Raw genomic sequence first — 17,936 nt, forward strand, 5'->3', positions numbered from 1 at the left:
CGATTGCGGTGCTTGAATGGACCGTCGTTCCTGATCTGGCAAGGAGAAGAGCCGTGCCCCTGGTGTCTGTCGTGATGCCCGTGTACAACTCGGCGGCCACCCTCGGCGCAGCCGTCCGTTCGGTGCTCACGCAGACCCACAGCGACCTGGAGCTGCTGGTCACCGACGACCAGTCCTCCGATGGCTCCATGGACCTGCTTCGCGAATTCGCCGAGCAGGACGAGCGCGTCCTGCCGGAGTCGGCACCCGAAAGGGGCGGTGCGGGCCGGGCCCGCAACCTCGCGATTAAGCGGGCCCGCGGGGACTACATCGCCTTTCTCGACAGCGACGACATGTGGCTTCCGGAGAAGACCGAGAAGCAGCTCGCCTTCGCCGCGGAAGGTGATGCGCCGCTGACGTTCACCTCTTACTTCAAGATGGACGCCGACTACGACGGCGAGAGCACCGACTGGGTCCCGAACGGGCGGGTGATCCGTGCGCGGGAGCACGTGAACTACCGCGCGATGCTGGTCCGAGACCACATCGGTGCCCTCACCGCCATGTACGACCGCACTGTCCTGGGCACGAGGCTGATGCCGGAGATGCGCAAACGCCAGGACTACGCCCTCTGGCTGTCGATCATGCGGGACGGCGCTGACGCCCGGGGCCTGGATGAGCCGCTTGCGATGTACAGAGCCCACCAGGCGGGATCGCTGTCCTCCAACAAGCTGTCGCTCGTGCAATACAACTGGTCCCTGTACCGCGAGCACGAGCGTCTGTCGGTCCCGCGGGCGACGCGGGCGCTGGCCGGCGCTGTGTGGCAATCGCTGTACAACTCGCGCATATAGGTCCGTACGCGGGCCCGGGGAGCCCGGTGCGCGACCGTTTCCGGGGGTGCCCGACCGGGCCCCGCCCCGTGGCCGCGCCACGTGCTCGGGGGCTGGACCCGAGGGCGGGACTCGGTGGGTCACCGGTGCTGTCGGCCGGCTACGCGGCCGAGCCATCGCCGGCCCTCGCGCGCAGAAACAACTGGAGGAGCAGCCGCCGGTCGGAGACCGGGACGGTTTCCTGACCGCTGTGGAGCGCCTCCCGACCGTGCAGGAAGCGGCGCTGGTTCACGATGAGGTAGTCCCCGGGCTGAAGCATGAAGGAGACCTGACCCCGGACGAGCTCCTCGGCGAGTTCCCTGGCGGCGTCGGCGTGCGCCTGGCCGAGCTCGGACCTCTCGAGCATCTTGGCGGTGAACCGGACGAACCCCTCGCCTGGATCGGAGCCGTCCAGGATCGGAAACGGCTTGTACTCCTCGCCCACGCCGAACAGGTCGAAGAAGGTCCCGTAGTGGTAGGCCGACTCGGCCAGCAGAGCGCGGCTGTCCTCCGACAGCCGCGCCACCGCCGCGTGGGCGTCAGAGAGGATGCTGGGGCCGCCGCCGAGTGGGTCGCGGCGAACGCACAGGAGCGTGGTGTAGTCCGGGGGCAGGGTCCCGTTCACCAGGTCCATGTGGAACGCGTTGTACCCGATGCCGCTGGACTTGCCGGGGTCCTTGTCGACCTTGACCCCGATGTCCTTCCAAAGGGGCCACCGCGGGAAGGGCGAGAAGGGGACAGCCACCTCGGCCGCGAAGCCCGTCACCAGCCGCAGGAACCGGTCATCGTCGATCCCCGGCGCCTTGGCGAGGTTTCCCAGGCGCAGGACGGCGTATCCGCCACCCTCTCCGGTCAACGCGTGGCGCAGCGTCGCGGCGGTCTCCTCGAACTGCGGCGTTGCCATCAGCTCAGTCCGGTACCGCTCCATGGTGGACTGCGCCAGGAACGAACCGTCCAGTTCCCAGGGCGGGAGAGAACGGTCGATCAGAGCGGCTTCGAGTTCACTCGGGATGTCGATGAACACGCGGAGCTTCCTTCTCTCTTGGGGTCTCGGGGTATCGCTCTGGTGCTGCTGCCGCCCCCGGGGCGCCAAAGGCGGTCCGCCAGCGGGTGGGTCTCGTGGGGCCGTGGGCCTCGGGGGCAGCGATCAACTGTCGAATCGCGTGCCAAGTGGGCGGCGGTGAGGCCCAGGGGGGTATAGCCCCCAGCGCCGCGTCTCCGCCCGCACCGAATGCCGTCTGTCGTACGGGCGGAGCTTGTTACCGCCGGGTGGCCAGGGCGGGCATCCGTCCCACCGAGCGGCCGTCTCAGGGGGCGACCAGCGACTCGAGCGCGCCCGGCTGCTGGTTGAGGATGTCCGAAAGGCGGTCGCCGTCGAGCGCGACCCGAACGATGTGGTGGCCCGAAACCTCCTCGGGGACCTCGATCACATCCACGCCAGTCACCGCGTCCAGCAAGTCGGTAGTGGCGTAAAGGCGGTCGATGCGAGAGTCCGGCCCGTGCGTCTCGCAGGCGTTGACCGTTCGGGAGACTGCCGCCTTGTCTCCGTGATCGGCAGACCAGTGGCGGGCCACGTCCTCCAGGCCGGCGGTGCGCAGCGCCTCATCCGGGCGGGTATCCATTACCCGGGCACCGTCCGGGCCTATGAACGAGCGGTGTAGGCGGTGCGGCCTATCTTTGATCTCGTTCAGGATCGGTAGCGCGGGGTCGGCCTCGATGCCGGGGACTGGATAGCTGTTGTTGTCGCCGGCTACGAGACACGGCATCCGTACGGTCTCTCCCTGTGGGTTGGTCCACTTCTTGTCGGCCCACGTCGACAGCCATTCCGCCTCGGCAGCACGGTTGGTGCTCGATGCGTAGTTGAGGTGGTACGAGGCCAGGGCGAGCGGTGTGGCTTCGGTGCCTGCGGGCAGGTAGCGCATGGTCAGCCCTGTGGGCGGCAGCACCCACATGGGGCCGGGCTTGGGCCACTCACGCACCGGGTGGAAGAAGCGCGGGTCGGCGAAGATCCCGGTACACGATTCCGGGCCGAGCCAGCCGCGCATACCGAGAACGCCCTCCAGCTCGTACAGGATCGAGTTGCCGTCGGTGTCCGCGCGCCACATCTCCTGACGAAGCACCAGGTGTGGGCTAAGGGACACCAGCCTCTCGTGCGCCTGAAGGCGCTTGGCGGAGTCACCACCACCGTTGTTCTCAAAGTTCCAGGACAGCACGGTGATTCGGGTGCTCATGCTGCGACCGCCTTCTCACCAGGGGTCCCAGACAGGGCGAGGCGCAGCTTGGCGAGGCTGAAGGTGGCGACAACTGGGGCGTGATCGGATACCTCGCGAACGTCGTCGGTGACGGTGACCTCCAGCCTGGTCAGGGCCTCGGCTACCTGCGGGGTCGCATAGATGCGGTCGATCCGCCGCATCGGGCCTTGGTCCGTGCGCCACAGCGATGCCGTGGGGTCGAGCGCATCCGGCTGTCCGAGCACGGTCGCGGCGTGGTGCCCCAGGTCCTTGAAGACCGGCGGTCGCCCGTCGTGCTCGCCGGCGAGGATCTCGTCCGGCCGGGTGTCGGAGACGCGTTCGCCGCCCCTCTCGATCGTGCGGGCCTCAAAGTGCGACCGGTCAGTGATCTTGTCCCAATCGGGTAACGCGGCTGTCTCGTCGTCGGATCGGTGTGGATAGGAGTTGCAGTCGCCGCCGATGATCGCCGCCATGCCCGGTTGTCCCAACATGGCAAGACGCTTCGCTTCGCTCGCCCGTTGGGCTGGGTCGAAGGAACACAGGTGGAATGAGGCCAGGCTCAGCGTCGACGGCGCGCCCTTGAGCCGTACGACCGGGTTGCAGATCGGATGCCACATGCTGGTGACGTGCTCGAAGTATTGGATGGGCGTACACAGAGACGGGTCGGTGTAGACACCGGTCGGATTGGCTGACTCAGGGGTGGCAGTAGCGAGGAACGCAGTGTGCGCCGGGCCGTTGCCGCCGAGACGAGCAGCCTCCGCCCATATCGCTCGCCCGCCGAACATGTCCCCGCGAGTGATCTCCTGACGGAGGAGTACGTGCGGCTGGAGTTCGACGAGGACGTCCATGGCCAGGTGCCATTTGGCATCATCACCGCTGTTGCTGATGCCGTTGTGCTCGACGTTCCACGAAACGACGCGGAACTCATCGGTCGAGTTCAACAGGTTCCTCTCCTTCGGGGTCTTGAGGTGTCTTCGGATGCTGTTCTGAACGTCCGGCTGGCGCTGGGGCCTATGGGGGACGTGGGCCCCAGCGCCGTTCCTCCGCCCGCGCCGAATGCCGTTGTCGTACGGGCGGAGCTTGCTGCCTGCCTGATGGCCACAGAGCCGGTCGTGTGGTCACCCGGCAGGGGTCTATGCGGCGGCGGGCGCCGCCAGGTCCTCGAGCAGCTCGTCGAGGCCGACGGCGCGGAACGACTGGAGGCGGCGAACCAACTGCGAGGCGAGAAACGTCCCGATGTTCGCGTGGCCGTACGGCAAGGGCGCGTCCGGCTGGGCGACGACCTTCACGCCTCCGTGGTCGAGGCCGTACAGGGTGCCGTGCACGCCGTATAGGGGCGCGCTCCTGGCCAGGATCACCATCGGGTTGTCTTCCAGGTGCGGACAGAGCTTCGCGGCTGCACGGGCGTGCTTGCGGCACACGGGCGGCTGGTTCGTGAGAATGCTCGCCTGAGTCGGGTCGTGGTCCCTGGGGCCGGCGAGAAAGATGAGGCCGAGCGGCGTCCGGGCGGGGAGCGAGCAGATCTGACAGAGCATCGTCTGCATGCACACCATCTGCCGGTGGGGGTGCATCAGCTTCCATTGCGGTTCGCCGGTGATTCGGCCTTGCGCGTCGACGGGGTTCCAGCCGCACCGGGCCCACAGGGCGCCTCGCGGGTCTCGATCCCTGGGGTCCTCGTCTCGGTAGTACAACCGCGGACCGGACGAGTGCCGGATGATGAAGAGGTTTTCTGGCGCTGCGTCTTCCCCGCCCCTCTGGGTGATGTAGGGCACTAGGGACAGGCGCGGGTCCCGAGGGTCTATGGCCCGCGGGTTGTACGCGAGTCTGAGGGACGGGAAGGTCACGGCTCCTCCGTAAGGCACTGGTTCTCCACCAGCAGTTCGAGGAGTTCGTTGAGCGTCCACGCCATCTGTCGGACGTGTCCGACGGCCCGGCGGTGGTCGCTGGGTACTTCCTCGGATCGGATGGTGCGGCCCCGCTCGACGAGGTCGGCTATTCGCTGGTCCTTCTGGTCCATCTGAGAGGTGAGGGCGAGGTTGACGAGTCGCATCAGGTGGCCGCGGAGCCGCTGCGCGTGCTCCTCGGCCTCGTCCTCGGAGGGCGTGTAGTCGTCCAGGACGGCCGCGACGTCGTCGAGTAAGGAGCCGTCGATGTACGGGGCCCACCGCTGCACCTTCTCCAGGACCCTTTTCAGTCCGGCCTCGGTGAAGGGCGGCACGGCCGCACGCACGGGATGGGCCCAACCGGAGGCCAGAGCGGGGATGGCCGTCACTGGGACTCCTTCGGCACGGCCTTCGGCTCCTCCGGTACGGCGAGGCGGCACCAGGTCTTCGCGCCGACGTCGCTCGTTCCCCAGGTCCCGCCGCACTCTTTGACCACTGCCTCGACCAGGGCGAGGCCGCGCCCCGACTCGGCGTTGGCGCTCACCCGTCTGGGCGCCCCGTGCCCTGCCATGCCGTCGATGACGTCGATGTGCAGGAAGCCGTCTCGTACGGCCATCACCAGGCCGACTCTGACGGTTCCGCTGTGCAGTACCGCGTTGGTCACCAACTCGGAGACGAGGAGCGTCACCTCGTCGATCAGGTCCTCCAAGCCGCAGTACCGGACTTGGGCGGCGGCGATCCTGCGAAGGACGCGTACGCGGTGGGCGTCTGTCTTGCGGAGCGGGCCGTTACCGCGGTGGGGCGCGACGTCGATCCACTGGTCCATCAGATCCGTGTCGCGGAGGGGGACCGCGCGGGACGGTCGTACGGCTGTCGTCGTCATCACGTCCTCTTGGGGGATGGCAGAACCGACGGGGACGGCAGGACCGACCTGAATGCCGACACAGCCCTGCTGAGGGGAGTCCGCTCTACAGGCACGGCGAGAAGAGCGCCCGCCTCGGAGAGGCATCGTGCGAGCGGGACGGGGCTGGTGAGCAACGGCGCTCCGCCGACGGACTGCTCGCCGTCGGGCGGCACCAGCCAGCGCACGAGCCCAGCCGTCGGCCGGGGCACGAGCGCGGGCGCGAGAATCGCGTGCCCCTCGCCAAGGCACGCTGGCCGGGGGAGCCGTTCGGGCCACTGCGAGGCCGCCATCAGGCCGTACCAGCCCGCCCCTGTACCGCGCGGTACCAACACGGCTGCGGAGCGAAGATTGGAGAACAGCACGGCCGGCCCGAGCGGCTGCTCGTACTGGTCGAGCAGCCGATACGCCGCCTCGACCAGGGATCGGTCAGAGAGCACGATGTCGAAGGTCACGCCGCACCCGAGACGCCGCGGCAGGTGAGGGTTCTCGCGCCAGCGGGCAGTGGCCATCTCCGGGTGCGCTGTCGCCGCGGAGAGCCACGCGGACACGGTCTCGTGCTCGGCGATCTCGCGGGTCTTCATGAGCCCTCCCGGCATCACGACGGCACACGCGGTGTGTGCGGCGTGACCCAGTGCAGCGAAGACGCCAGGCAGTGAACAGGTCTTTTCGCCGGAACTCTGTCCGCCTCCTACCCGCCCTTTGCCCGCCCTTTCGCCCGCCCTTTCCTCCTGACCTGGGCTTTCAGTTGACGAACCCTCACGCACCGCCACGGGAGTCGCTACCGTGAGGCGGACCAGATGGCGATGGGGGCGATGGAGATGCGTGAACTCAAGCGGTTACGCGAGCACGCGAACCTGACGCAAGAGGAGATGGTCGACCACCTCACCACCCTTGCCAAGCGCCTCTTCGCCGAGCGGCGGATAGGCAAGCTCCCGACCTTCACCGTCCGCCAACTCTCGAAGTGGGAGAGCAAGGAGCCTCCACCGTGGCCGCACCCCGACGCCCGCGCGGTGCTGGCCGCCTACTGGAAACGCCCCGTCGAGGAGCTAGGTCTGCGGCCACGGAGCGCCAAGAGCGACGGTGGCCCCATCGTCCTCACCCCAGTGCCCCTGATCACCCAAGAGCCCGCAGCCGGCCCCCTGCTGGTCGCCACCAGCCCGGCCCCCCTCACCGACGAGGCGCCGCCGTGGCTGGCCGAGACCACCACCGGCACCGACCGGTCCGGCGAGTGGCGGATCGTCCCGGAAGAGGTGTCATTCCTTTCGGCCGCCGCAGATGACAACTACGCGATCGACCAGCAGTTCGGCGCCAACAGGCTGTGGCGGCCGACCCGGGCGCACCTGCTCTGGACTCACCACATGATCGACCGAGGTATCTACGATGACGCCCTGGGCCAGCAGCTCCATGCTCTGGCGGGCAAGCTCACCACATCGCTCGGATGGTTCTGCTACGACGCCGGCCTACAGGACAAGGCCCGCCAATACTTCTCCGAGGCCCTGAACGCGGCCAACTACACCAGCGACGACAAGCTGGCCAGCCGCACGCTGAGCAACATGTCCCGACAGGCCGTCGACCTGAACAAGGGCCGTGAGGCCGTGCGCTTCGCCAAGCTCGGACAGCGGCATGCGGAACTGTGGGACGCGCCCACTCGCGTCATAGCTCTCCTCGCGATCCGAGAGGCACAGGGTTACGCCCGCCTCGGTGACACTTTCAACTGCGAGGCTGCCATCAAGCGGGCCTGGAAGGAGTGGGAGCGCGGTGGCGACCAGCGAGATCCGGACTGGGCCCTGTTCCTCAACCTCGCGGAGCTGACCTGTCTTGAAGGCATGTGCCGCCTCGACCTTGGCCAAACGGCCCGCGCGCAGGCGCTACTGGCCCGGTCTGAGGCGATGCAGGATGCCGCCCATTCCCGGAACCGCGGGATGTGCCTCGGTCGGCTCTCGGTCGCGGCCGTGGACAACGGTGACGTCGACCATGGCCTTGCGGCTGCCACCGAAGCCCTACGGCTCGTTGAGAGCGGCATGTCCTCGACCCGGACCGCCGCGCAGTTGAAGATCGTCCATAACGGGATGCTCCCCCATCAGCGCGCCCGCGGGGTGGGGGACTTGCTCGAACAGATCCGGGCTCACGTCGCGTGAGCGAGAAAAGGAGAGTGCACACAGTGGCACCGCAGTTCCAGCGGCACGATGCGAAGTCGGCGAAGGGCATAACCTCCGAGCTGGTCGACGTCTACGCCCACGTGTACGACGTCCCGCCGTACATCGGAGACCCCTTCTTCTCCGCCGACTCCTTCCGCGAGCGATTGGAGGCGGCGTACGACACCCCCGGGTTCGAGACCGTGACCGCCTGGCAGGACGGCCGAATCATCGGGTACGTGCACGGCGCGACCTTGCCCGCAGACAAGCCCTGGTGGACGTCACTCGGCAACAGGCGGCCGAACGACCTCGTCGTCCTGGCCGACGCCGGCGGAATCTTCTGGCTCCGGGAACTGATGGTGCTCCCCGAGTTCCAGAACAAGGGGCTCGGCCGCCAGATCCACGACACGGTCATTGCTGGCCGCGCGGAGACCGCCACGGCACTGACGTGCATCGTCGATAACCAACCTGCCCACGATGCATACCTGCGGTGGGGGTACACGATTATGGGACAGATCAAGCACGCCCCAGAGTCGCCCGTCTATGACGCGATGTACCTGCCCTCTCCCTGAGACCGGAACGCCAATGATCCAGACGATAACCAGCCCCGCCCCGGTCCCGGAGACCTCTGGTCGCCGGGACCGACTCGCGCAACACCCCGACGTGCTGTTCTGCTACGGCACGCTCCAGTTCGACGCCGTCCTCAAGGCCCTGTTGGGGCGGATACCCGAGCAGGCCCCAGCGGCTGCTCCCGGGTACCGCGCGGCCGCGCTCGTGGACCGCCTCTATCCCGGGCTCGTCGTGCGCGCTCTCGTCGGCTCCGCTTCCGGAGTGGTCCTGACCGACCTGAGCAACGAGGAGTGGCGCATCCTCGACGCGTTCGAGGACGAGCGGTACGACCTTCGTGAAGTGACCCTGTCCACCGGTGCGACCGGGTGGGCCTACATCTGGCCGGGCGGCGACGTCCTCGACGAGGATTGGAACGCCGCGGAGTTCGAGGCCAAGCACCTGTCCGCGTACGCCGCGCGGTGTGCCCGGCTCGCCCCCGGGCTAGCCGCGGGAAAGCCAAAGGACGAGTAGGCCGGCGGCATCCGGCGGGCCCCGGCCGCGCGCGGATGCCGCTTCGTTTCTGCTACTTGATCGGGTTCTCGTCGAGCCAGTCGGACAGGTCGTGCGCGGACCCAAGCACCTTCGGCCGGTTCGTGCCGTACGCCGTGGCGCCCTGGTCCTCACCCACGGCGATGCCGTCCTCCATGGTGTCGATCAGGGCGTACGCGTCCGTCCAGAAGTCGGCGTCCACGGACTTCTCCGAGTTCATCGCCTTCCGCAGGTCGCGCGCGGGCTTCATGAGCGCCTGCATCTGATCCCAGCACGTAGCCGGCTCCTGCTCGAGACAGCCGCCGTCCGTGTCGAACTTCGTCACCGCATCCTGGAACGTGGTGGTCGCGGCTTCCACGCTCACTGTCTTCGCCTTCGCGGCCAGCTTGGCGTCGTCCTGGTCGTCCGAGCTGCTGCAGCCACTCACGGCCGCCACGGTCGCGGCCAGGAACAGCCCGGCGACAGTCTTCCCCCATGTGTGTCTCCCCATGACGGAGGATCATCCCACGAGCTACCGACACGGACACGACAAGGAATTGCCAACCGCCAGGGCTCTCCCCCGAAGTGTCCCCGCACTACGGCTCCTTGCCCCCACCTCCCTTGCACCGCGCAGAGCCTTGCGGCCACGGCCATACACAGCGCGCACGCCCCGCCTGCGATCAGCATGGCCACGATGCTGGCAAAGACCACGAGGCCAATACTCGCCCCGCCGAATCACCGCCGCCGCCAGCGGCTGACAGGCTGCCGGGCAGCAGGCGAGACGGGACAGGAACTGGTCGTCGCCGTGAGCGCATAGAAATAGAAGCAGGGCGCTGCCCCGTCCAGACGCCCCTCCGGACACGTCAGACCTACATCAGATCCGGACGTGGGCCGAACCCCCGCCGACAGCGCGGATGGGAGATCGGCCACTCCGCAGCGTCCTCGATGGTCCGCACTGTGCGGTTGGCCTTGTCGGTGTCCTGATGGGTGGTCCAGCCGCAGTCGAGCCCATCGAAGACTTCAACCACCGTGACGCCCGCCTGGCGGGTCCGGTTGAGGGTACCGGCGTTGTAGGCGACGGCCGACTTGGCGAGGGTAGCGGCCTCGGCCCAGGCGCGGACTGGGACGCGAGCGCCGTTGCGGTAGACGACGTGGGTCAGGTCGTGCTCGGCGGCGAGTCTGACCGCCAGTTTCGTCGCGGCCTGCTTCGCCGTCATGTTGCCCGCCCCGAGCAGCGGGACCTCTCGGCGGGCCGCCTCTCGCGCCGCTCGATAGAACTGGTTCGCCATTCGCTCGGCTTCCTGGGAGCGGCGCAGGAAATCGGCGTAGGAGTCGGACGCAAGCGACTGTAGGGCGTCGCGGTGGAAGGTGGTCCAGGTGAAGGTCACGTCGAGGGCCTCAGCGGCGGCTTGAGCGCCGACGGCGTACAGGTGGGGTAGCTGCCGTTGGACGAACTGCCGGGCCTCTTGGTCGACGCGCTGGCGGAAGGCGCGGATCGCTTGCTTGAACTCTTCCAACGTCGCCACGGTGTGCGGCGTTCTCGGGTTGTCGGCGAACTGAGTGAGGACGGCGCGCTGTTTGGCGGCAAGTCGCTGCCAGGCGTCCTCGAGTACGGCCGCGACGCGGCGCGCGATCTCGTCCGGGTCTCCGGGCACCAGCGGTGACCACTCGTACGGCATGCCGGTCTACCGGCCCCGGCAAGCGCGCAGCAGCGGCGCGGTCACGAGGTCGGTGCTTTCCTCTCCGTCAGCCAGTTCGTCCGGCGCGACCAGGTCCACGAGTGCCGCGATCTGGCGCTCGAGCCCTGCGAGGTTGTTGCTCTGGTCGATGGTGACCACGCCGTCCACAGTCATGCGGAGCGGGTCGGCGAGCAGCTTCGCGCGCCGCTCAGCCAAGACCTCGTTCGCGACAGCGCGAGCGGAGGTCAGCCGTGCGTAGCGTGCGTCAAGGTCGGAGGTGTCAGAGGTAGGGCCAAGCTGAGCCAGCAGCCAGGCGCGTACAGCGACGTCCACGAGTTGCTCCTGTCGTACGAGGCGAGGCTCGGCACCATGGCGGTGCCGAGCCTCCCTGGTGATGTGCCGCTACCTACGCACCTGTGCCAGCCGTCTTCGCGGCGCGTCGCCTCGGAGTCTTGGCGGCCTCCGGCTCCGGCTCCGGCTCCGGCTCCGGCTCCGGCTCCGGCTCCGGCTCCGGCTCCGGCTCCGGCTCCGAGGCAGAATCCGCCACGGTTGCCGCTTCTTTCGCCTCACCGTCTGCACCGATCTGGTTCGGGGTGTCCTCCTCTACTGAGGGAGCCTCCTCTGACCACGCGGCCGGGTTCGGGATGAGTAGGGCGAGCCGCTCGGGAACCTCCTCCCCCACTTCCAACCGGATCGGGCCCTGCTCGGGGTCTCGCAGGAATACCGTGCGCGCTAACTTCGCCATGACCAGCTCCCGTTAGAAGACTGTCGCGGCAATGTGGATGTCCGGCACGTACAGCACGGGCATCGCGGCAGCAGCGGAGATCGTGGACAGCTGGACGGGGGTACGGGTCTGCACGTGGGTGGTGATCACGATGCCGGGGGCCTCCTCAGCAGTGATGACTCCCTTGCCGCGCAGCTCGATCGCCTCGGCGGTCAGGCCGTACTGGGTCTCGCCCCACTGTTCGCGGCGTGGCGGGATCATCGCCCACAGGGACTCCGGGGTCGTGCGCACCAGGTTGTCGCTGCTGTCGTACGCCTGCACGTCGTAGGTGGTTACAGGGGGCAGGTTGTACTTGGCGCGGACCCGGTTGACCTCCTCCGGAGCGAGCATCCCTGTCGGGATCTGCTCGGTGGACGGCGAGTTATGGAACGCGGCCCGGTACTCCGCCGTGGACCCGAGCAACGACAGCGCCTTCTCCGAGCTGATGACCCGCTCGGGGCGCGGCGCACCGATGCTCTTCAGGTACTGAATCCACGCCAACTCGTCGGTGATCGGGGTGGCCACATCCGACTGGGACCACGGCACCGCCACCATCGGCCGGTTGGCGGCCGGCACCTTCCAGTCCACATCGAGGGCGACACCGGGCAGGGACACCACACCGGTGGACAGCATCTGTCCAGCGGCGATCTCCATGGCGGCCTTCGTGGCCTCCACGTGCTGTTCCAGGTCGTCGTAGAGCAGGTCGAGGAACTCGCTGGTGTCGTGGCCGCGGTCGACAGCGGCCAGGATGATCTGGAGTTCGGAGAAGGGCAGTTCCTGACCGACCCAGGGCAGCATGCCTTCGTTGATGACTTGCTCGGCCCGCCGCCTGGCGAGCGTCGGTGCGGCTTCCCAGGCGCGGAACTTCGCCGCGTTGACGCGCCGCTTGCTGCTCTTGGTACGGAACTTGACGTTGTCGATGTTCCGTTCGGCGAACACCTCGCGGGTGAGGAGGTAGTCCTCCGGTGTGGTGATCGCTCGGATGAACGCCTGGATGTCCTCGGGGACGATCGCCTCAAGAAGCTTCTCAAGTGCCATGCGGGTCTGCCTCCTTACCGGTAGTGGATGAACGCGGTCGTGTTCGCGGCGGCCGGGGGTGCGAAGGTGACGGGCAGCTTCGACGCCTGCACCTCGCCGCGCCACAGCAGTGCGCCCGCGGTCTTCACCGAGCCGGGGGTGAACGCGGTCTCGGCAACGAGGAATCCGGCGAGGATCTGCGTGCCGTCAGTGGCTGCGGCGTTGTAGGGCGCGTACAGGCCGGATGCGGTGATCCGCCCTAGTGGAATGCCGGACCTGATGATGTGGCGGGGCTGGTTCTGCGTGCCCGCCGTGTAGTGAGTGCCTGCGGTCAGTTTGCTGGTGTCGACGGTGACCGTCTGGGCTTCGTGAACGCCGTCCAGTGAAGCGAGCCATGTCCGGTCGTCGGTGACCGTCGTGGCAGTGGTGAGGACCTGGTAGTCGCTCACGATGTCTCCCTCGTGGGTGCGGATCGGGTTCCTCCCGCACCCGGCGCGAGTTGCATGGGGCGGTGTCCACGAGATGACGGCGGCTGAGCCGCGTCAGGGCGTGGTCCCTGATCAGCCCGACCGGTTCCGGAAGGGCGTCCACGGTTGGAGGGGCGTGGTCCCACAGCCATGTCTCGTTGACGTGGTCAGTCGCTGATGAGCCCTCGTCGCCGGGCCATCTCGAGCCCCGCCGCTCCGCGCCGGGGTGGAATGCCTCCGCGCTTCGGCGGTCCGCCGGCGGGAGATCCGCCCGGAGCAGGCGGCACGATCTCCCGGCCGGGGCCGAACAACTCAGGCCGTCGCTCTTTGAGTTGTTCAGCGGCAGCGGCAACAGCCGCCTCGTCGGCGTCGGGCTGGTCGTGCAGGGCGCGGTCGATCAAGAGGACCGCGTCATCAAGGTCGTCCCCCGTCGCGCCGAGACCTCCGAGGGCAGCGCGTCGGATGGCGGCGCGCTCCTTGGCCAGGGCCTGCGCCTCGCGCGTCTCGGCTGACCTCAGTTTCTCCTCAGCGGCCTGCTCGCGGCGTTCGACCTCGGTCAGAGCGGCCTGCTCGGCGTCGCGCTTCGTGGTGATGAAGTCGGTCAGTGCCTCGGAGCTGTCGAACCCGAGGTCGCCGAGCAGCTTCTTCACAGCCGCCCGGCCGCCCTGGGTCTTCTCTCGGGCCAGCAGTCGCGAGAGATCTTCCTGCGTGACGCCGCCGTTCGGGGCGCCGTCTTCGTCACCGGGCTTGTTGGAGTCGTCGTCGGGCGATGCTCCGAGGATCGGATAGATCGGCCGCCCGTCACGGCGGTGCCCGACCGGTTCGAGCGGATTGGGGAGTGAGGGGCGCGTCATGCGTGAACCATCCACAGGTCTCCAGCGCCCCCGCGCCGTTGATCAGTTTAGCGGTCCAGAGCAGAGCATCGCCTATCCGCCGGACGTCGCCCACCCGAAGGCCTCATCCATGGTGTTCTTCAGGCCCGTGTCGTTACTCCCGTCCGGGCTCCATGCAGTGACGAACACGTCTGGGAAAGTCGAAGTCGTCAGCACGAGAGCGTCACTCCGCGTGGGGCAAATGACGACGATGACGACTGGCACGAAGCGCCGCCGAGCACCGATCTCCGCCACGTATTCCTCCGCCTGGAGGTTTGACGTGACGAGCGCGACCTCGACCATGGGGCCGAATGGAGACGGCCCGCCCGGGTCCGGCATACGGACCGTCACGCTGACCGGCGGGCCCCATTCGCGGTTCCTGATCCCACACCCCGGGAACATCGCGAACAGCCGGGCGGAGAGCAGAAGCTCGAGGAACTCGACCTGTCGGTGCGGTTCCTCAACCCCCGCCGTGAGCCAGTCGGCGACCGCTGGAGCGTCTACTTGCGAGCGGGCGAGCGGTTTCAGATCCTGGGCAGAGGCTGCCGTCAGCTCCTGGCTCCGAGGAACGTGGATCTTGACGCCCTTGCCCGTTGACACCACCGTGTGATCACTCACGTGCTGCCAGTAGACCCGCTTCGTCTGAGGCTCGTAGAGCATCACGACTACCGGCAGCGAATGTCCCAGCCAGTACGAGACATGGTCGGCATCGCAGACGAACCACCACCCCGCGTCGCTAGAAACCTTGAAGTAGCTGTCCCCGGACTTGATCTGTACACCCAGGAGGCGCCCAGTAGCTTCAGCGGTGGCGCCGTCCACAACTTCCAGTTGCGCATCGATCCCTACGTCGGCCGTCTCTTGTTCGCGGAACAGCCAACCCAGGTCGTTCGTCACCAGGTGCTCAACCCATGACACTCCCGCCCGCTCAACCTGCTGGGTTTTCTGCACTCTCACGACTGCCCCCGTTCCCACGACCAGCGCAGCCACATCGTACGGGCCCCAACCGAGTAGGGCTGGCCGATCGAGACCTGGCCAGATCTACAGTGCCCTCACGCTCACCTCTCCTGCGCTGCCACAGGAATGAGCGGTGTTTCGGGAAGCCCCGGATCCGCCGGCGGGAGGCCTAGATACTCACGCACCGCACCATTGTCACCCGTGGCGTCTGCGAGACGGGCTGCGGCTTCGAAGGCTCGGGCCTGAATTCGCTGAATCTCCTCTTGGGCGTCATCAATGGGATATCCAGCGTCGATCAGCATCCGCACACCGGTCTCGACGGAAAGCACACTGGCGCCGACACCCTTGACCACCTCGTCGAGGACAGCGGCTCGGTCGGTCGGGGTGTGCGGGCCCCACACCAGCCGTGCGGGCAACGACTCCCCTGCCGGCCAGCCTTCTGCCTGTCCGGCTTGGTGGAGGCGCTGCACCATGCGCAACAGCACGGCGTACTTGTGGTCGCGGACCAGGCGCATGGCGGCGACAAGCGAGTCGAGCGGGCCCAAGGCGAGCTGGAGTGCGTACCCGGACGGCAGAGCGGTTGGATCAAGGGTGCCGAGGCCGGCGGCGGTGAGACGGCTGTTCGCTGCGATCCGGTCGATGATGTGGTCGACGCGGGCCCGAAGTTCGGCGAGTTGGGCCGACGTATCGAGGACGTCCATGCGTCCGTTGTCGTTCAGCTGCCACACCGTCCCCGCCCGAACTTTCACCGGCAACGGCTGGCCGGTCGCTCGGTCGATGGGCAACCGGGCTCCAGCCAGGCCGATGATCGGCGATCCGGTGGTGGCCGACGCGCCGGAACCATCGGTGTCGGTCGCGGACAGCTCGTCCAGGGCTTGAAGGACGGTGGCCACGGTCGGTTTCCCCCAGTGCTCTCCACTGGCAGGGATGCTGTTCGTGATGTGGACGACGGGTATGAAGTCCACCATCAGGTCGAGCCTGTCGAGGACTTCGCCATCCGAGCGAACCCGGTGGCGGGCCTTGTGCATCGGCAGGTCGTACAGCAGGTCGGCGTGCGCGAGGTCGTCCAGGTCCCATTCCGCGTCGGTGAGGAAGCACGTCCATGGGGAGCGCCGGTTGGGCGCCCACGGGTAGGTGCGGGTGATGACGCCTGTGTCGGCGTTGCGTGTGTCGCCCTTCACCAGGATCGGGTCGCCGCTGTCGGTGTACAGGTACTCGCGCGCTGGGCTGCCGTCCTTCGCCGCGCCGCGACGACTGGCCGGACTGATCGGCCCGAGTTCGTAGGTGACCCGCCGAAGCCTCGTCTTGAGCCCGCGCCGTTTGTCCTCGGGTAGCTCCCACGCCAGGTGAACACGTAGCGGGAACTCGGCGCCGTCCTGCTCTCCGTCCTCCGGCCACTCCGGGAAGTACAGGCCCGGATCCCAGGTGCGCAGCAGGGCCCGTCCCTTCGCGGGATCCCAGGCCAGGGTGTAGACGGCGTCGCCCAGCAGGATCGCGGTTCGCTCGGCCTGTTGAAGACGCAGCGGCAGCAGTTCCTTCTCTGCCCAGGACCTCAGCTTGTCCTGTACCTCTAGCGCCGCGCCTGCCTCGGCGGTCGGCTCGTCGTTGGTGCGCTCTGCACCCGCGACGTTGATGACCTGCTGGGAGCCGAGGAGGTAGCCGAGCGCGGTGTCGACCAGCTTGGAGGCGTCACCGAGTTCCCTCCGCTCGATGCCTGCTTCGTCAGCGCCCGTCACAGCGGCAAACTGGCCGGCCTGGTTGGAGTCGTACGCGGCTAGGAGTCGGTAGGCGGCCAGGCGCCGCAGATCCTCGTCAGGCACCCAGGATCGGGTCAGTTCCGCCCATGTGTTACGGCCCGATCGGCGAGGGTCGGCCATCGCTGGCTTGTAGTCCAGCCAGCTCCAGACGTCGGTGATCAGCTCGCGCAAGCCCACAGTGCCCCTCCGGCAGTCGGCCCCGCGCCGCAGATAGCCACCCTACGTGCTCCACACTCACACCAAGGGTCAGAAATAACGAATGGATAACGGCAAGCAGAAGCGGGTGAAGAGTTTCGCGCTCATTTCAGCCGATATGTGCGGCTGGCGCATCACCCCTGTTCGCGTGACCGACCAAAGTCACCCTCTCCAGTCAGGGTGACTGAGGTAGTCTTCACGGCATGGGAGGTGAGGAGATGTCCGAGGATGAGCTGAAGCTAGGCGAGGTAATAGCGCGGCACGATCTGCATGCCCGGTTCGGCGGTACCCCCCAAGGCGGTATCTCACCATCGACCCAGGCTCAGATGGTGATGGCCTTCGTCACCGAGCGGCCAAACCCAGATGACTTCACAGGGTGGGGGGAGGACGGAATCTTCCACTTCTCGGGCGCCGGTATTCACGGCGACCAGGAGATGACAAGGGGGAATCTGGCACTGCTGCGCCACAAGGACCAGGGGCGCGCGGTGCACCTGTTCCACCAACTCCCCAAACAGGCACACAAGCCCGGTCGGCTCTATCGCCACCTGGGCCGCTTCGAGGTCGACGCTGAGCAGCCGTACTACATTGCGGACGCACCAGATGCGAGCGGCCACATGCGGAACGTAATCGTCTTCCGGCTGCGACCAGTAGGCGCTAGCGTCCCTGAAGGGCCCCGGCTGCCAGTCACTCCGCTTGCTGAAACACGCATCACCCAGGCACCCGAGATCACCGTTGCCGGTGTGCGCCGACTACCTCAGGAATCCCCAGACGGCATTGTCGGACGCTTGACCGCCGATTATGCGAGCCACCTGCGCGGTCTCGGACGGGAGGCCGTCAGCGCACAAGTGCGGGTGAAGGGCGAGACCGGGATTGCCCGCGTCGATCTTCTGGATGCCACCAAGAACAGGCTCATCGAGGTGAAACACAACTCCACCCGGCAGTCAGTTCGAGGTGCGATCGGCGCTCTGATGGACTACCGGCGCTTTTTCCACCCGACGCCCACCCTCACGCTGCTCGTGCCCGCAGCACCGAGAGAAGACCTCCTCGACCTCTGCGCGTCCCTGTGCATAGAGGTCGTATGGCCGAACCCTGAAGGAGGCTTCACATCCACCCATGACTAACGGCTGAGGCAGTACGCGCACTGCAATGCGCCGCCG

21 protein-coding genes are annotated in these 17,936 nt (G+C 67.5%); 5 read left to right on the plus strand and 16 right to left on the minus strand.

The window, feature by feature from the left end; translation table 11 throughout:
* Positions 1–53: 53 nt before the first annotated feature.
* Positions 54–827, plus strand: a complete 774-nt coding sequence (locus AC5P09_RS09655; RefSeq protein WP_493873430.1) for a glycosyltransferase family 2 protein — start codon at positions 54–56, stop codon at positions 825–827.
* A 139-nt stretch (positions 828–966) separates the two neighbouring features.
* Here the strand turns inward: AC5P09_RS09655 and AC5P09_RS09660 are convergent, their stop codons facing one another.
* The 7 genes from AC5P09_RS09660 to AC5P09_RS09690 form a co-directional block, all read right to left on the minus strand.
* Entirely contained in the window at positions 967–1,869 is a 903-nt protein-coding gene (locus AC5P09_RS09660; protein WP_493873431.1) for a TauD/TfdA family dioxygenase, read from the minus strand.
* 283 nt (positions 1,870–2,152) lie between these two features.
* On the minus strand, positions 2,153–3,076 hold the full coding sequence (locus tag AC5P09_RS09665; RefSeq protein ID WP_493873432.1) for an endonuclease/exonuclease/phosphatase family protein: 924 nt from the start codon (positions 3,074–3,076) through the stop codon (positions 2,153–2,155).
* A complete protein-coding gene (locus AC5P09_RS09670) occupies positions 3,073–4,017 on the minus strand; it encodes an endonuclease/exonuclease/phosphatase family protein (RefSeq protein WP_493873433.1) in 945 nt (314 codons plus the stop codon). Before AC5P09_RS09670 ends, AC5P09_RS09665 begins: the two co-directional genes overlap by 4 nt.
* A 192-nt stretch (positions 4,018–4,209) precedes the next feature.
* On the minus strand, positions 4,210–4,620 hold the full coding sequence (locus tag AC5P09_RS09675) for a hypothetical protein (protein WP_493873434.1): 411 nt from the start codon (positions 4,618–4,620) through the stop codon (positions 4,210–4,212).
* A gap of 296 nt (positions 4,621–4,916) precedes the next feature.
* Positions 4,917–5,348 carry a DUF6415 family natural product biosynthesis protein gene (locus AC5P09_RS09680; protein WP_493873435.1) on the minus strand — a complete coding sequence of 144 codons (432 nt, stop codon included), beginning with the start codon at positions 5,346–5,348 and terminating at the stop codon, positions 4,917–4,919.
* A complete protein-coding gene (locus AC5P09_RS09685; RefSeq protein ID WP_493873436.1) occupies positions 5,345–5,842 on the minus strand; it encodes an ATP-binding protein in 498 nt (165 codons plus the stop codon). Before AC5P09_RS09685 ends, AC5P09_RS09680 begins: the two co-directional genes overlap by 4 nt.
* A complete protein-coding gene (locus AC5P09_RS09690) occupies positions 5,842–6,444 on the minus strand; it encodes a hypothetical protein (protein ID WP_493873437.1) in 603 nt (200 codons plus the stop codon). The genes AC5P09_RS09685 and AC5P09_RS09690 overlap by 1 nt, the downstream gene beginning before the upstream one ends.
* Before the next feature lie 216 nt (positions 6,445–6,660).
* Here AC5P09_RS09690 and AC5P09_RS09695 point away from each other — a divergent pair, with 216 nt between their 5' ends.
* From AC5P09_RS09695 to AC5P09_RS09705, 3 genes are read left to right on the plus strand one after another with little or no spacing between them, the layout of a single operon-like run.
* Positions 6,661–8,001, plus strand: coding sequence for an NsdA family TPR-like regulatory protein (locus AC5P09_RS09695; protein WP_493873438.1), 1,341 nt, complete (start codon positions 6,661–6,663; stop codon positions 7,999–8,001).
* A 23-nt stretch (positions 8,002–8,024) separates the two neighbouring features.
* The gene (locus AC5P09_RS09700) at positions 8,025–8,570 is read left to right on the plus strand and encodes a GNAT family N-acetyltransferase (RefSeq protein ID WP_493873439.1); all 546 of its coding nucleotides are present in this window, start codon (positions 8,025–8,027) and stop codon (positions 8,568–8,570) included.
* A gap of 13 nt (positions 8,571–8,583) precedes the next feature.
* Positions 8,584–9,078, plus strand: a complete 495-nt coding sequence (locus tag AC5P09_RS09705; protein WP_493873440.1) for a gamma-glutamylcyclotransferase family protein — start codon at positions 8,584–8,586, stop codon at positions 9,076–9,078.
* Positions 9,079–9,130: 52 nt separating this feature from the next.
* Here the strand turns inward: AC5P09_RS09705 and AC5P09_RS09710 are convergent, their stop codons facing one another.
* The 9 genes from AC5P09_RS09710 to AC5P09_RS09750 form a co-directional block, all read right to left on the minus strand.
* Positions 9,131–9,586: a hypothetical protein gene (locus AC5P09_RS09710; protein WP_493873441.1), complete on the minus strand. Its 456-nt coding sequence runs from the start codon at positions 9,584–9,586 to the stop codon at positions 9,131–9,133.
* A gap of 358 nt (positions 9,587–9,944) precedes the next feature.
* On the minus strand, positions 9,945–10,754 hold the full coding sequence (locus AC5P09_RS09715; protein WP_493873442.1) for a hypothetical protein: 810 nt from the start codon (positions 10,752–10,754) through the stop codon (positions 9,945–9,947).
* Between the two features lie 6 nt (positions 10,755–10,760).
* The gene (locus AC5P09_RS09720; protein WP_493873443.1) at positions 10,761–11,087 is read right to left on the minus strand and encodes a hypothetical protein; all 327 of its coding nucleotides are present in this window, start codon (positions 11,085–11,087) and stop codon (positions 10,761–10,763) included.
* Positions 11,088–11,160: 73 nt separating this feature from the next.
* On the minus strand, positions 11,161–11,499 hold the full coding sequence (locus AC5P09_RS09725; RefSeq protein ID WP_493873444.1) for a hypothetical protein: 339 nt from the start codon (positions 11,497–11,499) through the stop codon (positions 11,161–11,163).
* Between the two features lie 12 nt (positions 11,500–11,511).
* Positions 11,512–12,555 carry a major capsid protein gene (locus AC5P09_RS09730; RefSeq protein ID WP_493873445.1) on the minus strand — a complete coding sequence of 348 codons (1,044 nt, stop codon included), beginning with the start codon at positions 12,553–12,555 and terminating at the stop codon, positions 11,512–11,514.
* 14 nt (positions 12,556–12,569) lie between these two features.
* A complete protein-coding gene (locus AC5P09_RS09735; RefSeq protein WP_493873446.1) occupies positions 12,570–12,983 on the minus strand; it encodes a head decoration protein in 414 nt (137 codons plus the stop codon).
* A gap of 185 nt (positions 12,984–13,168) precedes the next feature.
* On the minus strand, positions 13,169–13,855 hold the full coding sequence (locus AC5P09_RS09740; protein ID WP_493873447.1) for a hypothetical protein: 687 nt from the start codon (positions 13,853–13,855) through the stop codon (positions 13,169–13,171).
* Between the two features lie 72 nt (positions 13,856–13,927).
* Complete coding sequence (locus AC5P09_RS09745; RefSeq protein ID WP_493873448.1) at positions 13,928–14,860, minus strand: DUF4365 domain-containing protein; 933 nt, start codon at positions 14,858–14,860, stop codon at positions 13,928–13,930.
* 68 nt (positions 14,861–14,928) lie between these two features.
* A complete protein-coding gene (locus AC5P09_RS09750; RefSeq protein WP_493873449.1) occupies positions 14,929–16,755 on the minus strand; it encodes a hypothetical protein in 1,827 nt (608 codons plus the stop codon).
* 242 nt (positions 16,756–16,997) lie between these two features.
* Between AC5P09_RS09750 and AC5P09_RS09755 the strand changes: the two genes are divergently transcribed.
* Positions 16,998–17,900 carry an SRA domain-containing endonuclease gene (locus tag AC5P09_RS09755; protein ID WP_493873450.1) on the plus strand — a complete coding sequence of 301 codons (903 nt, stop codon included), beginning with the start codon at positions 16,998–17,000 and terminating at the stop codon, positions 17,898–17,900.
* Positions 17,901–17,936: the final 36 nt, after the last annotated feature.

The organism is Streptomyces sp. a15, assembly GCF_059026085.1.

Bases quoted from the DNA above. Each gene is read 5' to 3' on its own strand.
- AC5P09_RS09665 (WP_493873432.1), bottom strand. From the start codon at position 3,076: ATGAGCACCCGAATCACCGTGCTGTCCTGGAACTTTGAGAACAACGGT.
- AC5P09_RS09675 (WP_493873434.1), bottom strand. From the start codon at position 4,620: ATGCAGACGATGCTCTGTCAGATCTGCTCGCTCCCCGCCCGGACGCCG.
- AC5P09_RS09685 (WP_493873436.1), bottom strand. From the start codon at position 5,842: ATGACGACGACAGCCGTACGACCGTCCCGCGCGGTCCCCCTCCGCGAC.
- AC5P09_RS09690 (WP_493873437.1), bottom strand. From the start codon at position 6,444: ATGAAGACCCGCGAGATCGCCGAGCACGAGACCGTGTCCGCGTGGCTC.
- AC5P09_RS09695 (WP_493873438.1), top strand. From the start codon at position 6,661: ATGGCGATGGGGGCGATGGAGATGCGTGAACTCAAGCGGTTACGCGAG.
- AC5P09_RS09705 (WP_493873440.1), top strand. From the start codon at position 8,584: ATGATCCAGACGATAACCAGCCCCGCCCCGGTCCCGGAGACCTCTGGT.
- AC5P09_RS09710 (WP_493873441.1), bottom strand. From the start codon at position 9,586: ATGGGGAGACACACATGGGGGAAGACTGTCGCCGGGCTGTTCCTGGCC.
- AC5P09_RS09715 (WP_493873442.1), bottom strand. From the start codon at position 10,754: ATGCCGTACGAGTGGTCACCGCTGGTGCCCGGAGACCCGGACGAGATC.
- AC5P09_RS09725 (WP_493873444.1), bottom strand. From the start codon at position 11,499: ATGGCGAAGTTAGCGCGCACGGTATTCCTGCGAGACCCCGAGCAGGGC.
- AC5P09_RS09730 (WP_493873445.1), bottom strand. From the start codon at position 12,555: ATGGCACTTGAGAAGCTTCTTGAGGCGATCGTCCCCGAGGACATCCAG.
- AC5P09_RS09740 (WP_493873447.1), bottom strand. From the start codon at position 13,855: ATGACGCGCCCCTCACTCCCCAATCCGCTCGAACCGGTCGGGCACCGC.
- AC5P09_RS09755 (WP_493873450.1), top strand. From the start codon at position 16,998: ATGTCCGAGGATGAGCTGAAGCTAGGCGAGGTAATAGCGCGGCACGAT.